Source organism: Oceanisphaera marina, from assembly GCF_014643915.1.
Lineage (GTDB): Bacteria > Pseudomonadota > Gammaproteobacteria > Enterobacterales > Aeromonadaceae > Oceanimonas > Oceanimonas marina.
The window spans coordinates 1-14,216 of sequence record NZ_BMKE01000041.1 but is presented as its reverse complement, the minus strand read 5'-3'; the positions used below and the strand labels follow the sequence as shown (position 1 = coordinate 14,216).

Sequence of the window (14,216 nt, the reverse complement as noted above, 5' to 3'; positions counted from 1 at the left end):
CACAAAGTAAGACAACACACTGCGCTGGGAGGGTTAACCCCCAACGCATATGCGCAGCAACTTAATGCTGCTTAAACTAGTGTCTACTTTAGTCGGGCCATTCCAGCCTAATCCCTAATCCCTAATCCCTAATCCCTAATCCCTAATCCCTAATCCCTAATCCCTAATCCCTAATCCCTATTATATTATTGCTCTTCGTCCGTGGTTTCCGTGGCAAAAATAGGGTTAGGTTTTGCTGTTCCCCCTACTCAATTTTATCTCAAACCAGCAATGCCGCCGCCTTAATCAAGGCGTAGCATTGGCAGCCGGGCGCCAGTGCCAACTGGGTTATCGAATAAGCAGATAACTGCGCCGAAATGTGATCGCCGCCAACCAATGTCAGTCGCAACAGCATTCGGCCCTTTGCTAGCGGTGTGATGCTGGCCACGGTTGCCGGCAACTGGTTCACAATCGAAATATCCACCACAGGTGCCAGAGCGATGCTGACGTCGCTGGCCAGAATACGTAACCGCACTACATCTGACGTGGGAGGGGCTTCATCAGCCAGCCAAATCCGCCCCGCCGCACAGTCAAAGGGCAAACGACCATCGGCCAAGGGCGCGGCAAGGCGTCCTTCTATGATGCCTGCCACTTCATCATCTTTGTATAAAGGGGTATGGGGCCGCGCCAGCGCCTGCTGCAAGGTGTCGTTATGGGTGATCCGGCCTTGTTCCATCAACAACACCCTGTCGGCCAGCCGTTCGACCTCTTCCGGGGCATGGGTAACATAGAATACCGGTACTCTGGCCTGTGCTGACAGTCGTTCCAGCAGCGGCAATATTTCACGCTTTGCCTTGCCATCCAGTGCCGACAAGGGTTCATCCAGCAATAACAGCTCGGGGCTGGTCAGCAAGGCGCGGCCTATGGCCACCCGCTGACGCTGCCCGCCCGACAGCTCGGCCGCTTTCTGCCTGAGTAAGGGAGCCAGCCCCAGCCAGTCTATGATCTGCGCCTTGTCTGCTCGACGCTCTGCTGGTGGCAGGCGGCGCCAGCCATACTCCAGATTGCCCAGCACCGATAAATGAGCAAACAGGCTCGCTTCCTGAAATACATAGCCCAGACGCCGTTGATGGACAGGCACAAAAAATTGCTGGTCTTGCCAACACTGTTCGCCCAGCCAAAAATGACCAGGACAGCGTTCCAACCCGGCCATGGCTCTTAGCAAGGTGGTCTTGCCGCAACCGGAAGGGCCAAACAAAGCCGTCACCCCCGTTGCCGGCACCTCGAAATTCACCTGCAACCGAAACTGCTTACGCGCCACCTGAAATGCCGCCTTAATGGTCATATGTGCACCACCGAGAACCGTCGGTTAAGGGCATACACAGTGAGCAAAATACTGAACGACAACACCAACAACAGACCAGACAGCAAATGTGCCTGACCGTATTGCAGGGTTTCTACATGATCATAAATGGCAATCGACACCACCTGGGTAGTACCGGGAATATTACCGCCAATCATCAATACCACGCCAAACTCCCCCAGGGTATGAGCAAATCCCAGCACGACGGCGGTGAGCAAACCATTGCGTGCCAGCGGCAGAACCACGGTAAAGAATCGATCGAGCGGTGAGGCCCGCAAGGTGGCAGCCACTTCCAGCGGACGTCGACCAATACTGGTAAACGCCCCCTGCAACGGCTGCACCACAAAAGGCAAAGAGTAGAAAGCCGAGCCGATCACCAGTCCGGTAAAACTGAACGCCAGGGTGCCGCCGCCCAGTGCTTGAGACGCCATGCCAAAAATACCATTTGGCCCCAGCGCCAGCAGTAGATAAAAGCCCAGCACCACAGGCGGTAATACCAAAGGCAGCGCCACCATGGCTTCTATCACCGTTTTCAAACGGCTTTGGGTCTGACTTAACCACCACGCCAGCGGCATGCCAATCACCAACAGCACCAGCACGGTAACGCCCGCCAGGCGCAAGGTAACCAGCAACGCCGTTACATCATCGGGAGACAACCCCATGCTGCTTCCTTTTCTTGGCCAGGCCGATAAAAAATAACAATAAGTAATATCGCATGGCTTCTGTGGGTAAAACAGGTTTTGCCATGTCTGTAGCGCGGTTATTCGCTCGCAACACTATACCCGTAAGACTCGATGACGCTAACGGCTTGCGGAGATTTAAGGTAATCAAGCAACGCACGTGCCGCCGGCTTGTCTTTGAGTAACACCGCCTGTTGTACGATAGGATCGTACATGTCTTCGGGTACCTGCCAATAAGACCCTTCTTTAAAGTGACCATCGTCAAACACTTGCGACTTGGCAACAAATCCCAGCTGCGCATTTTCGCTATACACATACTGATAGGCCTGCCCTATGTTTTCGCCCCGCACCATTTTAGGCTGCACCGCATCCCAGTAACCCAGTTTGGTCAGGGTTTGCTGTGCCGCGCGGCCATAAGGTGCCGTTTTAGGGTTGGCAATCGACAGGTGATCGAACTGCTGCTCTGCAAGTACCGTCAGCGCTTGATCAATCAACTGCGGCTGCGGGCTCCATAACACCAGGGTGCCCAGGGCATAGGTAAAGCGGGTACCGGCAATGGCAACCCCTTCCTCATCCAGCAAGGTGGGCCGCTGTTCATCTGCAGCCAGAAAAAGTTCATATGGCGCGCCGTTTTTAATCTGCGCATACAGCTTGCCGGTGGCCCCGGAAGACACCAGCACCTGGTGCCCAGTTTGCTCGGCAAAGCCCTCGCCCAGTTTTTTGATCACGTCGGTAAAGTTGGCGGCGACCGCCACCCGCACTTCATCCGCCGCCAGGGGTGCAGAACAGCCCAATGCCACCAACAGCAATGAAAAACGCAGTGTACTCTTCATCTTTTACCCACCCTTTGGTTGTATAGCCAAGTACATAACGAATACCAGAGTATCGCTATATAAATAAAAACACAACGATACTCATCCACCTGAAAGTCAGGATTATCATTTGAAGCTGGCCGCTCGCTTGGTCACAATGGTGGCGTTGACCTCAAGGACTCATTCATGGATTTGCAATTACTGCTTAGCCTGCACAGTCAGGACACTTTGTTTGTTAACCCACGTCGCATTCGCCTGCTGGAGCAGATTCGCGATCAGGGCTCCATCAGCCGTGGCGCCAAGGCTGCAGGCATTAGCTATAAATCGGCCTGGGATGCGGTAAAAGACATAAACGCCCTCGCCGACCAACCTGTGGTGCTGAGCGAAACCGGAGGCAAGGGCGGCGGCGGCGCTCTGCTCACGCCTTATGGCGAGCGACTGTTGAAAATCTACGGCTTGTTGAATCAGATAGAGCGCATGGCGGTAGATGCGTTGCAGGACGAGTCAACCTCGCTCGACAGTTTACTCTCGGTAGTGGCCAGGTTTTCGTTGCAAACCAGCGCTCGCAACCAGTTTTTTGCCCGAGTGACCTCGCTTGATCCAACCGATATCAGTCGCAAGGTGTGTTTAACCATGCAGGGGGATATTCCGCTTTATGCAGATATTACCGAACGCAGCTGTCAACGTCTGGGATTGACCCCCGGCAAGGAAGTGTTGGCGTTAATCAAGGCTCCCTGGGTAACTCTGGAGCCTGAAGGAGACGGGATAACCGACAACGATAACGTATTGGCAGGCTGTATCAGCGATATGGTACCCGGGGAAGAATTTGATGAATACAGCCTGTTGCTGGATCAGGGCGAGTTACTCTGCGCCCTGCTAAGCAAACCCCACAGCCAGCAACTGAACCTGAGCATAAGTGACCGAGCTCAAGCCCGTTTTGCTCCCTCTCAGGTTATTTTGGCCACCCTGGGGTAATAAGACACCGACAGCCTTAAACCGAAATAAAAACACCGAGCATCAGGCTCGGTGTTGGTATTAACTTTCAGCTTTGTTTATTCCAGAATACGGCGGATCACGTAATGCAAGATACCGCCGTGCTGGTAATAGATCAGCTCTTTACCGGTATCGATACGACAGCGCACCTTGATCTCCTGCTTGTTGCCGTCTGCCGCTTCAATGATCACCTGCAACTCTTTGCCCGGGGTCAGCTCATTGAGTCCCTTGATGCTGATCAGTTCATCCCCTTTCAGGCCCAGACTGGCGGCACTGTCACTGATGAACTCCAGTGGGACCACGCCCATGCCAATCAGGTTGGAGCGGTGAATTCGCTCATAGGACTCGGCAATAACGGCTCTTACGCCCAGCAATAAAGTCCCCTTGGCGGCCCAATCACGACTGGATCCGGTACCGTACTCCTTACCGGCCACCACCACCAATGGCACCTTTTCTTCTTGGTAACGCATGGCGGCATCATAAATCGATAACTGCTCTCCGCTGGGATAATGTCGGGTTTCACCGCCTTCCACATTCTCGAGCATCAGATTGCGAATACGAATGTTGGCGAAGGTACCGCGCATCATGACCTCGTGGTTCCCGCGGCGCGAGCCATAGGAGTTGAAATCTTTACGCTCTATCCCAAGGGATTGCAAATACCGCCCGGCTGGGCTGTCGGCCTTGATACTGCCTGCCGGAGAAATATGATCTGTGGTGACCGAATCTCCCAATACCGCCAACAAGCGTGCCTTGCTGATGTCGCGGACTGGCTCCGGGGTTTTATCCATGGTCTGGAAAAAGGGGGGATGCTGAATATAGCTGGAGTCGGACTGCCAGTTAAAGGTGCTGCTGTTGGCAACATCAATGGCACGCCAATGTTCATCACCATCGAATACCGCCGCATACTCCTTGTGGAACATCTCCGTTTTGACCAGCTCGACCGCCTCGGCAATTGCCTGCTGTGATGGCCAAATATCTTTCAAATACACCGGCTTGCCGTCTTTATCGGTGCCTAACGCGTCTTTGGTCAAATCCAGATTCATGCTGCCAGCCAATGCATAAGCTACCACCAGAGGAGGTGATGCCAGCCAGTTGGACTTCACGAACGGATGAATACGCCCTTCAAAGTTACGGTTACCGGACAAGACCGCAGCTACCGTCATGTCGTTCTTTTTTATGGCTTCTTCAATCGGCTCGGGTAACGGGCCCGAGTTACCAATACAGGTCGTACAGCCATAACCCACCAGATAAAAGCCCAACTCTTCCAGATAGGGCATCAGTCCGGCTTTTATCAGATAATCGGTGACCACCTTGGAGCCTGGCGCCAGCGAACTCTTCACCCAGGGCGCCCTGGTTAATCCCTTTTCGACTGCCGCCTTGGCCAGCAAACCGGCCGCCATTAATACACTCGGGTTAGAGGTGTTAGTACAAGAGGTGATGGCCGCAATCACCACGGCCCCGTTCTCCAGTTTATGGGTATGACCATTGAGTAAAAACTCGGTGCCTTTCAGAGATTGCTCGACGGCAACCGCCGTTTGACCGCCTTCGTTTTCCAGCCGCTGTTCCTGTTTTCTCTCGGTCACCAGCTCCTGACTCAAGCTGAACGCTTGCGGCACGTTAGACAGTGTCACCCGGTCCTGCGGACGCTTGGGACCAGCCAGACAGGCTTCGACTTCGCTCATGTCCAGTCCCAGGGTGTCGGTAAATACCGGCTCGTCGCCGGCATGGCGCCACAGTCCCTGAGCCTTGCTATAGGCTTCAACCAGTTCCACCTGCTCGGCACTGCGCCCGGTCAGAGTGAGATAGCGCAAGGTTTCTTCATCAACCGGGAAGAAACCACAGGTGGCACCATATTCCGGCGCCATGTTGGCAATGGTGGCTCGGTCGGCCAGCGGCAGCGTGGCCAGGCCGTCACCGTAAAATTCAACGAACTTGCCGACCACGCCTTTGCTACGCAGCATTTGCACCACGGTTAACACCAGATCGGTGGCGGTAATGCCCTCGCGCAGCTTGCCCGTCAGCTTGAACCCCACCACTTCGGGGATCAGCATGGAAACCGGCTGACCCAGCATAGCCGCTTCGGCCTCTATACCACCAACCCCCCAGCCAAGAATGCCCAAGGCATTGATCATGGTGGTATGGGAGTCGGTACCCACCAGGGTGTCGGGGCAAATAACGGTTTGATTATCCTGTTCTTGCTGCCACACGGTTTGGCCCAGATACTCCAGATTCACCTGGTGACAGATACCGGTACCCGGCGGGACGACGCTAAAGTTATCGAAGGTTTTCTGACCCCAGCGCAAGAAGGCATAACGTTCGCCGTTGCGGGCCATTTCCATGTCGACGTTGATGGCAAAGGCCTGCTCACTGGCAAAGGCATCGACCATCACCGAATGGTCGATAACCAGATCGACAGCCGACAACGGATTTACCTGCTCGGCTTTTCCTCCAAGGCGCTGCACCGCATCGCGCATGGCAGCCAAATCGACCACCGCAGGCACGCCGGTAAAGTCCTGCATCAACACCCTCACCGGGCGAAAGGCAATTTCCCGGCTGGACTCGCCCTGCTTTAGCCAGGCGGCCATGGCCGCAATGTCGTCTTCGGTGACGGTGTCGCCATCGAGATTACGCAGCAGGTTTTCGGTAAGTACTTTCAAGGATTTAGGTAGGCGGGCAAGCTCTTTGCCCTGAGACAGCTTTTGCAGGCTGTAGTATAGATATGACTTCTGACCCAGTGCGAGGGTCTCGGTATAAGACGCATTAACGCGAGTAGACATCCTTTCCCCCTTAACGATGGAAACGGCTGATTAAAAGATAGCCAGCACAGCATGACCCTCTTATTTAGTCACAGACCAGACCACAAAGAAAGCCCTCTGTAGCACTCCATAATAATTGCCTTCATTGACGAAAAAACAAACGTATGCTGCTACGTTAAGGATAGATTCAATTTTTTTGCCTTCGGGGCGTATTTTTCTTGTTGGCGCTTGCTCCCAAGATAGCGTACATAGTGCCCCTGAATCCCAGCCATTGAACACCAACGAATAGAGAGCCCTACCACACTTATGAAAATAGCCATTCTTTCTCGCAACGCCTCCCTGTATTCCACTCGTCGCCTACGCGAAGCCGCCGAAGCCCGTGGCCACGAAGTGCGTATTATTGATGCGCTGAAGTGCTATATGAACATTAATGACAGCCAGCCCTCTATTCATTATCACGGTGCCGAGTTGGAGCACTTTGATGCCATTATTCCGCGTATTGGTGCCAGTGTGACCTTTTACGGCTGTGCCGTGCTGCGCCAGTTTGAAATGATGAACGGCTACTCGCTGAACCATTCCGCCGCCATCAGCCGTTCTCGTGACAAGTTGCGCTCGCTGCAATTATTATCGGGCCAGGGAGTCGGCATGCCGGTTACCGGTTTTGCCTGCAAGCCGGACGATGTGCCCGATTTGATTGAAATGGTTGGGGGCGCCCCGCTGGTCATCAAATTGCTGGAAGGCACTCAGGGCATAGGCGTGGTGTTGGCAGAAACCCGCAAGGCTGCCGAGAGCGTGCTGGAAGCCTTTATGGGGTTGAAGGCCAACATCATGGTGCAGGAGTTTATTGAAGAAGCCGGCGGCGCCGATATTCGTTGTTTTGTGCTGGGCGATAAAGTGATTGCCGCCATGAAACGCCAGGCAAAAGAAGGCGAATTTCGCTCTAATCTGCATCGTGGCGGTGCCGCCCAGTTAATCCGCATCACCCCGGAAGAACGTAAAACGGCGATTGCCTCGGCAAGAGCCATGGGGCTGAATGTGGCAGGAGTTGATCTGTTGCGCTCTAAACGTGGCCCCCTGGTGATGGAGGTGAATTCTTCTCCTGGCCTGCAGGGTATTGAAGTAGCGACTGGAAAAGACGTGGCCGACTTGATGATTCAATATATAGAAAACAACCACCATAAAAAACTTAAAACCCGAGAGCGCGGCTAATGGTGATTCCTTTTCAACTCGCCGGCAATCTGGTGGAGCCGGGGCAGCGCAAGGTGTTGCAACTGGCGCTGGCTCAGCTGTACACCCAGTCTCCCTTGACGGTGCCGCTGGAGGTGATACATGGCAAACATCCCGGGCCGGTGTTATTGATTTGTGCCGCAATTCACGGTGATGAACTTAACGGTATCGAGATAGTCAATCAGGTGTTGGCGCGCGTTAACCCGGCCCGCCTGAAGGGCACTCTGATCGCCGTGCCCGTGGTCAATGTATTCGGTTTTATTAACAAATCCCGTTATTTACCCGACAGACGCGACTTGAATCGCTGTTTTCCGGGGACGGAGAAAGGCTCCCTTGGTTCGCGAGTGGCCCATTTTTTTGTCGATAAAGTCGTCAATCGGTGCACCCATATTATCGACCTGCATACCGGTGCCATTCATCGCACCAACTTGCCGCAAATACGTGCCAAGCTGGACTGTGATACCACGCGCGAGATGGCAGAAAGCTTTGGTGCACCGGTTATTCTGGATGCCAGTATTCGTGACGGCTCGTTACGTTCGGTCGCCGAAAGCCGGGATATTCCGGTTATTTTATATGAGGCGGGCGAAGCGCTGCGCTTCGATCCGGTGGCTATTAAAGCGGGTACCCGCGGCATACTGAATGTGATGCGCACCCTGGGTATGCTCAAGCCGACCGTTTCCAAAATTAAAATGAACCCCATGATTGCCAAGTCCAGTAACTGGGTTCGGGCAGAGCAGGATGGCTTGTTACACACCAAGGCCAGACTGGGGGACCGGGTGAGCAAGGGCCAGTGCCTGGGCTTTATTTCGGGGCCGCTAGGCGCAGAAACCTGTGAGGTGATTGCTCCTAAAAACGGCATCGTCATCGGTTGCCTGACCATGCCGTTGGTCAATGAAGGCGACGCTGTGTATCACATTGCCAGCTTTGACGCGGTCAAACAGGCAGAAATAAGCGTAGAGCGCTTTGTGGACGAGCTGGATATACATCCGCAGACGTTCTAGCGTTTCAATAAAAAGGGGCCCTAAGGCCCCTTTTTACTGACTCATTTTCTTGCATATCAGTGCACGATACGGGCACGTATCGTGCCTTCAATGCTCTTCAATTTGGCCAGAGCCTGTTCGCTTTGCTCGGTTTCCACTTCGATCACCACGTAACCAATGCTAGGCGTGGTTTGCAGATACTGAGAGGCAATGTTGATATTCTCGGCCGAGAACGCCTGCACGATCTGGCTCAAAATACCCGGCTTGTTGTAGTGAACGTGCAGCAAACGGCTGGTGTCCGGATGCTCGGGCAGAGATACTTCAGGGAAGTTCACCGCAGACAGGGTTGACCCATTGTCCGAGTACTTGATCAGTTTTCCGGCCACTTCATAACCGATATTTTCTTGCGCTTCCTGGGTAGAGCCACCAATGTGCGGAGTCAGGATCACGTTGTCGAATTCACGCAGCGGCGACAAGAACTCTTCGTCATTGGACTTGGGCTCAACGGGGAATACGTCAATCGCCGCGCCGGCAATATGCTTGCTGGACAAGGCCGTTGCCAGAGCATCGATATCCACCACTGTACCGCGAGATGCGTTAATCAGGATGGAGCCCGGTTTCATCATGGCGATTTCTTCTGCGCCAAACATGTTCTGGGTTTGAGCGGTTTCTGGCACGTGCAAAGACACCACATCAGACTGAGCCAACAGCTCCTGCAGGCTATACACCTGAGTGGCATTACCCAGCGACAGTTTGGTCTCANTGGCCATAACCGATAATGCCCAATCGCTTGCCACGGGCTTCAAACGCATGAGTGGCCGTTTTTTGCCATTCGCCACGGTGTGCCTTGGCATTGCGCTCCGGAATGCCGCGCAACAGTAACAGCAACTCACCCAGCACCAGCTCGGCCACGCTGCGCGTGTTGGAGAAAGGCGCGTTGAATACCGGAATGCCGCGCATTTCTGCCGCTTTAATATCCACCTGGTTGGTACCAATGCAGAAGCAGCCAATGGCGACCAGTTTTTCGGCAACATCCAGTACCGACTCGGTGATTTGAGTACGTGAGCGCAAACCAACGAAATGAACGTCTTTGATGCGCTCTTTTAATTCGTCGTCAGACAGTGATGTTTTCAAGTAGTCGATGTTGCTATAACCGGCGTTTTTGAACATCTCAACCGCACCGGGGTGTACACCTTCGAGCAACAATATTTTAATTTTTTCTTTTTCTAAAGAGTGATGCGCCATTACCTGGTCCTTTATGACTGCTGCGTGAGTATTTTCCATAAAGTATCAAAAACATCGGCTTTAGGGAATTTATGTAACCAAAGTCACATTTTTTGATCTTATAAATTTTTTTTTAATAAGGGCGGACTAAAGTCGTTGGTGGTGTGGGCGCAGTTTGCCGCTGGAAAATTTGACAAAAAAACGAGCAGAATAGCGCTGTTGCTACCCTGCTCGCTCAGTCAAAAGGCAAAGTCCAAAGCGGTTAGTTCAGGTTAAACACAACCTGCACCTGATCGGTAAACTCGATTTCATTCTGTACATAGCTGGCATCCAGCGATTCTTGCGCAGCCTTGCTACTGCTCATCACCCCATAGTGCCGAGGCACAGAGCCGGACTGTGAGGGCTGATACTCGATGGCATACACCTCACCCAGTTTACGATCGACTCCCTGGCTGAGCTCTTCGGCCAGTTCCCGCGCATTGGCTACCGCGGCCAGCCGGGCCTGTTGGCGCAGTTCATCGGCATTGCGTCGCCCGTAGCTGACTTGCTGAATGTTCTGTATACCCTGCTCTAGAATCTTGTTCAGCGTCTGACTCAACTGGTCAAGATCATACAAACGGATGCTGATTTGACGTTCCGCCTGATAGCCCAGCAGCTTGGGCTTATCGCCATTTTTTCCGTATTGATAATCGGGGCGCGTAATGACGTTGCCACTGTCGATGTCTTTTTTACTCACTCCCAGACCGGCAAGGCTACTGAACAAGGCTGCGACCTTGGTGTCTACCTCTTCCTTGGCTGCCAGGCTTTCCGGTTTAAGTGCCGTCACTCTTACCGACAGCGTCGCCATATCCGGCGCAACGCGTATTTCTGAATGTCCTTGCGTAACCAGGTGCGGTTTGTCGGGCACGGCAATGGCAAACGCGGTAGAACTGATGACTAATGGCAATAAAGAAAGTGTACCCAGTACTGTGCTGCGCATAATAGAAGCCTCATGATCAAAAATCGCCCAACGCTAACTGACTGGGCTTAGTGCGTTAATCATGATGACTATACACGGCTAACCAGCCGAGCACATCGTCGATTGATTCACTGTTGAAGCTTGCTGTGCCAGTGGCAGTCGCAGCCGAATCATCCAGTAAACGGTCGGCATCATTGAGTATGTCGGCAAGCGTCGCTATTTCCTGGGGGGCTGCCTGCGCCAACAGCATTAATTCTGTTGGCGGTGAAGAAAGATTAACGAGTGGCTGGCTTTCTGCTTTGTCTTCAACCTGCTGGTATAGAGGAAGCTGGTAGCCATTATCGTCCAGCAGAATAATACTCTCTGGCTGACTCTCTCCCACAAGTGACCAATGCTGTGCCAGAAAATCGATAGAAAAGATGGCCACAGGCTCACCTTCGCCATCGAACAGTTCAATCTGCTCCAGCAAACTGCCGTCTAATGGCCAAGGGACTCCAATACCATCATCCACCAGAATACCCTTGCCATCCCAGTGATAGTTGATGCCTTGCAGCAATATTCCCGTTACCTTGGCCATGGTTACCTCGGCTCGCCATCAAGCAGGCATCAGCTGTTATTGCTGATCGACGATCAATGTCTGGTCGTTCAGCATGGCATTAATCAGCTCGCTGCTACTGCCCGCCCCATAAGCATCCAGCAGATCTACGTTTTCAAACCGGATAAACTGCTGGTCGCCCGCGCCCGTCCCGGTAGGTGACACCTCCAACAGGGTATCTGTGCCATCTCTACTGAAAAGCAAGTACTCGGACAAATTGCCATTTTCTTCTCCGATCAGTAACTCGCTCAGATCCAGCACATCCTTGCCATTACCAAAATCGGTTATGGTATTGATAGAGCCGGCATCTGCTTCAATAAACTGGAAAATATCGTCTCCGCTACCGCCCGATAGAAGGTTGTTTCCGGCCCCTCCATTAATCAAGTCGTTCCCTTCTTGACCAAAAATAATGTCGTTACCCGCCCCCCCCAGCAAGATATCGTTACCGCCGGCACGGCCGCTTTCTTGCGCCAATTCGTCATGGTTGGCAGGATCTCGTATATACGCAAGCGTATCGGCACGGGTCCAGTTTTCATAGCCGGCTTGCCCCAACCCGGCTTCCAGCTGCTGAAACACCAGCCAGCCATCTCCAGCTTCTGTATTCAAGCCTGCAACAGCCGCCAGGGAGTCGGTAAACAGTACATCACCAAAAATGATGTCGTCACCGTCGCCGCCAGTGATGGTATCGCTTCCTGCAGGATTCAGCTCCTGGCCACCGCCTAATGATCCCACTGCATCATTGAGCTCTTCGGCACTGCCTACATTAACGGCCTGGCCATTTTCACCTTCTATTTGGTCCAGTATCGCCAGGGCACTAATGGCGGTGACGGAGTTCAGTCGGATATAGCCATCAGAGCTGCCACCCACGGCTTTAAACTCGATGTAATCGATGATTTTTCCTGAAGGCGCTACTATATTGACGCCCGCCTGAGCGCCGTTGACAGAGAGAGGAGCACTGCTGGTACCATCGGTATAAAATACGCGATAACTTACCTCTGTCGCTGAACTAAACCCGCGAAAATCGAATGTCGCTTCGCTGGCCAAGGGGCCATTAAAACCACGGGTATTATAAGTGCCATTACCATCGTAATCGGTGCCGCCACTAAAATCGAAGCGCAGCATTTCACCGTTCCCCATCCCTGCTGCGCCGTTTCCGTCTTTGACTCCCAAAAATTGTTCGGTACCTGCCGCAGGGGTATTGACCAGGCGACTGGTATCAACTAATTGCCCACTGGCCGACCAGGCCGATACCAACGCCAAATTAACGCCATTAGCTGCTTCAATAAAATATCCTCGGTCGTTGTCACTGCCACTGTTTAAGTCTGTCGAGCTTAACTTAGCGGCATTGAGCAAGACTGGCGCCTCATTCAAGCCAATACCAATGGCTTCAATATTCCAACCCGAGCCGATAATTTGCTGTACCTCATTGCTGCCATCGCTCCCCAGCACTTCACCCAGGGCTTTGGTGGTATCGCTGTAACCAAGCTGACCGCCATTAACACCACCCGAATTATTATTCCAGGCATTGGGCTGACCGTCGGAGATAAACAACACCTGATTCAAATCGGCATTATCATATGGAGCATCGGTATCGGTTGAATTAATCCAGTCTGCTGCGGTTTGCAGTCCATCTTCGTAGTTGGTGATACCGCCATCACTCATACTATTGATAGCCGCTTTGGCGGCCACTAGCCCAGCCTCGTTTTTAACGCCATTAATCACCAAATCAAACACCCCCAGACTGCTGGCGGTACCATCAAAATCAATCAGGTTAATACGCACATTGTCGGCGCCCGAGTCGGCAAGTGAGTCTAATAACGACAAGGTGGCCAGTTTTAACGCTTCCATTCGACTGATGGTCGAACCATTAAACTGAATGGGTCTAGACATGCTGCCAGAGCTATCCAGTACCAGTATCAAGTTGGCGGTTTGTCCTGCAACCAGCCTGTTCGATCCCGTATCTCCAACTAAAATATCGCTGCCTCTGCCCCCCTGAATTTCGCCACGGTTCGGGCCATCGTCCGATGGCACTGTGTGCGCTGTGGTTTGATCGGGATTATCATCGGCGTTAGAACCAACTATCAGCTCCGGCCCTTCAGGTTCACCTGTGCCGGGCACGGTAATGGTTAATGTGGTGGTACTCAGATCACCATCACCGTCTTGAATGGTGTAGGTAAAGACATCCGTCGCCCCCTGCGGCGGCGTACCGTTGGCATTACTGGTATAGCTATAACTGCCGTCCGCATTCAAGATCAGCGCGCCATATTGGCCGGTCAGGGGCGCCCCCAGGTTACCCGACACCGGCGCGCCGGTATCGCCCACCGCCACGCCCACCACGCCCCCGCCAGCCGCCGCACCGTCGGCACCGAAGACATCGGCCGTGCCATCGGTGAGCACGTTGCCTGCGGCCGTGCCCCCTTCATCCACCTCGTTCACATCGGCAGAGGCGCTGGGCACATCATCCACGATATTAATCAGTATGGTGCCTTGTTGGGTATTACCGTTGGCGTCGGTCACCGTGTAGCTAAAGCTGTCTTTACCCAGCTCTGTGTGGCTTCCATCATTACTTTTAGGATCCGAGGTCACCGGAGACGTCAGGGTGTAGGTGTAACTGCCGTCGGCATTGAGCTGGATTTGACCATACGTCCC

Annotated in this window: 10 protein-coding genes and 1 pseudogene; 3 read left to right on the top strand and 8 right to left on the bottom strand. The window is 53.3% G+C overall.

Annotated elements, in window-relative coordinates:
• Positions 1–259: 259 nt before the first annotated feature.
• From modC to modA, 3 genes are all read right to left on the bottom strand, one after another.
• Positions 260–1,324, bottom strand: coding sequence for a molybdenum ABC transporter ATP-binding protein (gene modC, locus IEW52_RS15005; protein WP_188630896.1), 1,065 nt, complete (start codon positions 1,322–1,324; stop codon positions 260–262).
• Positions 1,321–1,998 carry a molybdate ABC transporter permease subunit gene (gene modB, locus IEW52_RS15000; RefSeq protein WP_229667984.1) on the bottom strand — a complete coding sequence of 226 codons (678 nt, stop codon included), beginning with the start codon at positions 1,996–1,998 and terminating at the stop codon, positions 1,321–1,323. Before modB ends, modC begins: the two co-directional genes overlap by 4 nt.
• 104 nt (positions 1,999–2,102) lie before the next feature.
• Positions 2,103–2,855, bottom strand: coding sequence for a molybdate ABC transporter substrate-binding protein (gene modA, locus IEW52_RS14995; RefSeq protein ID WP_188630894.1), 753 nt, complete (start codon positions 2,853–2,855; stop codon positions 2,103–2,105).
• 165 nt (positions 2,856–3,020) lie between these two features.
• Here modA and IEW52_RS14990 point away from each other — a divergent pair, with 165 nt between their 5' ends.
• Positions 3,021–3,809, top strand: a complete 789-nt coding sequence (locus IEW52_RS14990) for a TOBE domain-containing protein (RefSeq protein WP_188630893.1) — start codon at positions 3,021–3,023, stop codon at positions 3,807–3,809.
• Between the two features lie 77 nt (positions 3,810–3,886).
• Here IEW52_RS14990 and acnA read toward each other — a convergent pair whose 3' ends face one another.
• Complete coding sequence (gene acnA, locus IEW52_RS14985) at positions 3,887–6,604, bottom strand: aconitate hydratase AcnA (RefSeq protein WP_188630892.1); 2,718 nt, start codon at positions 6,602–6,604, stop codon at positions 3,887–3,889.
• A gap of 285 nt (positions 6,605–6,889) precedes the next feature.
• On the opposite strand from acnA, the gene rimK reads away from it, so the two are divergent.
• The gene (rimK, locus tag IEW52_RS14980; protein ID WP_188630891.1) at positions 6,890–7,792 is read left to right on the top strand and encodes a 30S ribosomal protein S6--L-glutamate ligase; all 903 of its coding nucleotides are present in this window, start codon (positions 6,890–6,892) and stop codon (positions 7,790–7,792) included.
• A complete protein-coding gene (locus IEW52_RS14975; RefSeq protein ID WP_188630890.1) occupies positions 7,792–8,811 on the top strand; it encodes a succinylglutamate desuccinylase/aspartoacylase family protein in 1,020 nt (339 codons plus the stop codon). Before rimK ends, IEW52_RS14975 begins: the two co-directional genes overlap by 1 nt.
• Positions 8,812–8,867: 56 nt before the next feature.
• On the opposite strand, the pseudogene IEW52_RS14970 reads toward IEW52_RS14975, so the two are convergent.
• The 4 genes and pseudogenes from IEW52_RS14970 to IEW52_RS14955 all read right to left on the bottom strand — a co-directional run.
• Positions 8,868–10,035 (bottom strand): annotated as a pseudogene (locus tag IEW52_RS14970) (phosphoglycerate dehydrogenase).
• Between the two features lie 241 nt (positions 10,036–10,276).
• Complete coding sequence (locus tag IEW52_RS14965; RefSeq protein WP_188630889.1) at positions 10,277–10,993, bottom strand: SIMPL domain-containing protein; 717 nt, start codon at positions 10,991–10,993, stop codon at positions 10,277–10,279.
• A gap of 55 nt (positions 10,994–11,048) precedes the next feature.
• Positions 11,049–11,549 carry a hypothetical protein gene (locus IEW52_RS14960; protein ID WP_188630888.1) on the bottom strand — a complete coding sequence of 167 codons (501 nt, stop codon included), beginning with the start codon at positions 11,547–11,549 and terminating at the stop codon, positions 11,049–11,051.
• Positions 11,550–11,585: 36 nt separating this feature from the next.
• The coding region (locus IEW52_RS14955; RefSeq protein WP_188630887.1) for a cadherin-like domain-containing protein at positions 11,586–14,216 on the bottom strand (2,631 nt) is incomplete at its 5' end.

Coding starts and splice junctions, on each gene's coding strand:
- IEW52_RS14990 (WP_188630893.1), top strand. CDS start 3,021: ATGGATTTGCAATTACTGCTTAGCCTGCACAGTCAGGACACTTTGTTT.
- acnA (WP_188630892.1), bottom strand. CDS start 6,604: ATGTCTACTCGCGTTAATGCGTCTTATACCGAGACCCTCGCACTGGGT.
- IEW52_RS14975 (WP_188630890.1), top strand. CDS start 7,792: ATGGTGATTCCTTTTCAACTCGCCGGCAATCTGGTGGAGCCGGGGCAG.
- modC (WP_188630896.1), bottom strand. CDS start 1,324: ATGACCATTAAGGCGGCATTTCAGGTGGCGCGTAAGCAGTTTCGGTTG.
- rimK (WP_188630891.1), top strand. CDS start 6,890: ATGAAAATAGCCATTCTTTCTCGCAACGCCTCCCTGTATTCCACTCGT.
- IEW52_RS14965 (WP_188630889.1), bottom strand. CDS start 10,993: ATGCGCAGCACAGTACTGGGTACACTTTCTTTATTGCCATTAGTCATC.
- IEW52_RS14960 (WP_188630888.1), bottom strand. CDS start 11,549: ATGGCCAAGGTAACGGGAATATTGCTGCAAGGCATCAACTATCACTGG.
- modA (WP_188630894.1), bottom strand. CDS start 2,855: ATGAAGAGTACACTGCGTTTTTCATTGCTGTTGGTGGCATTGGGCTGT.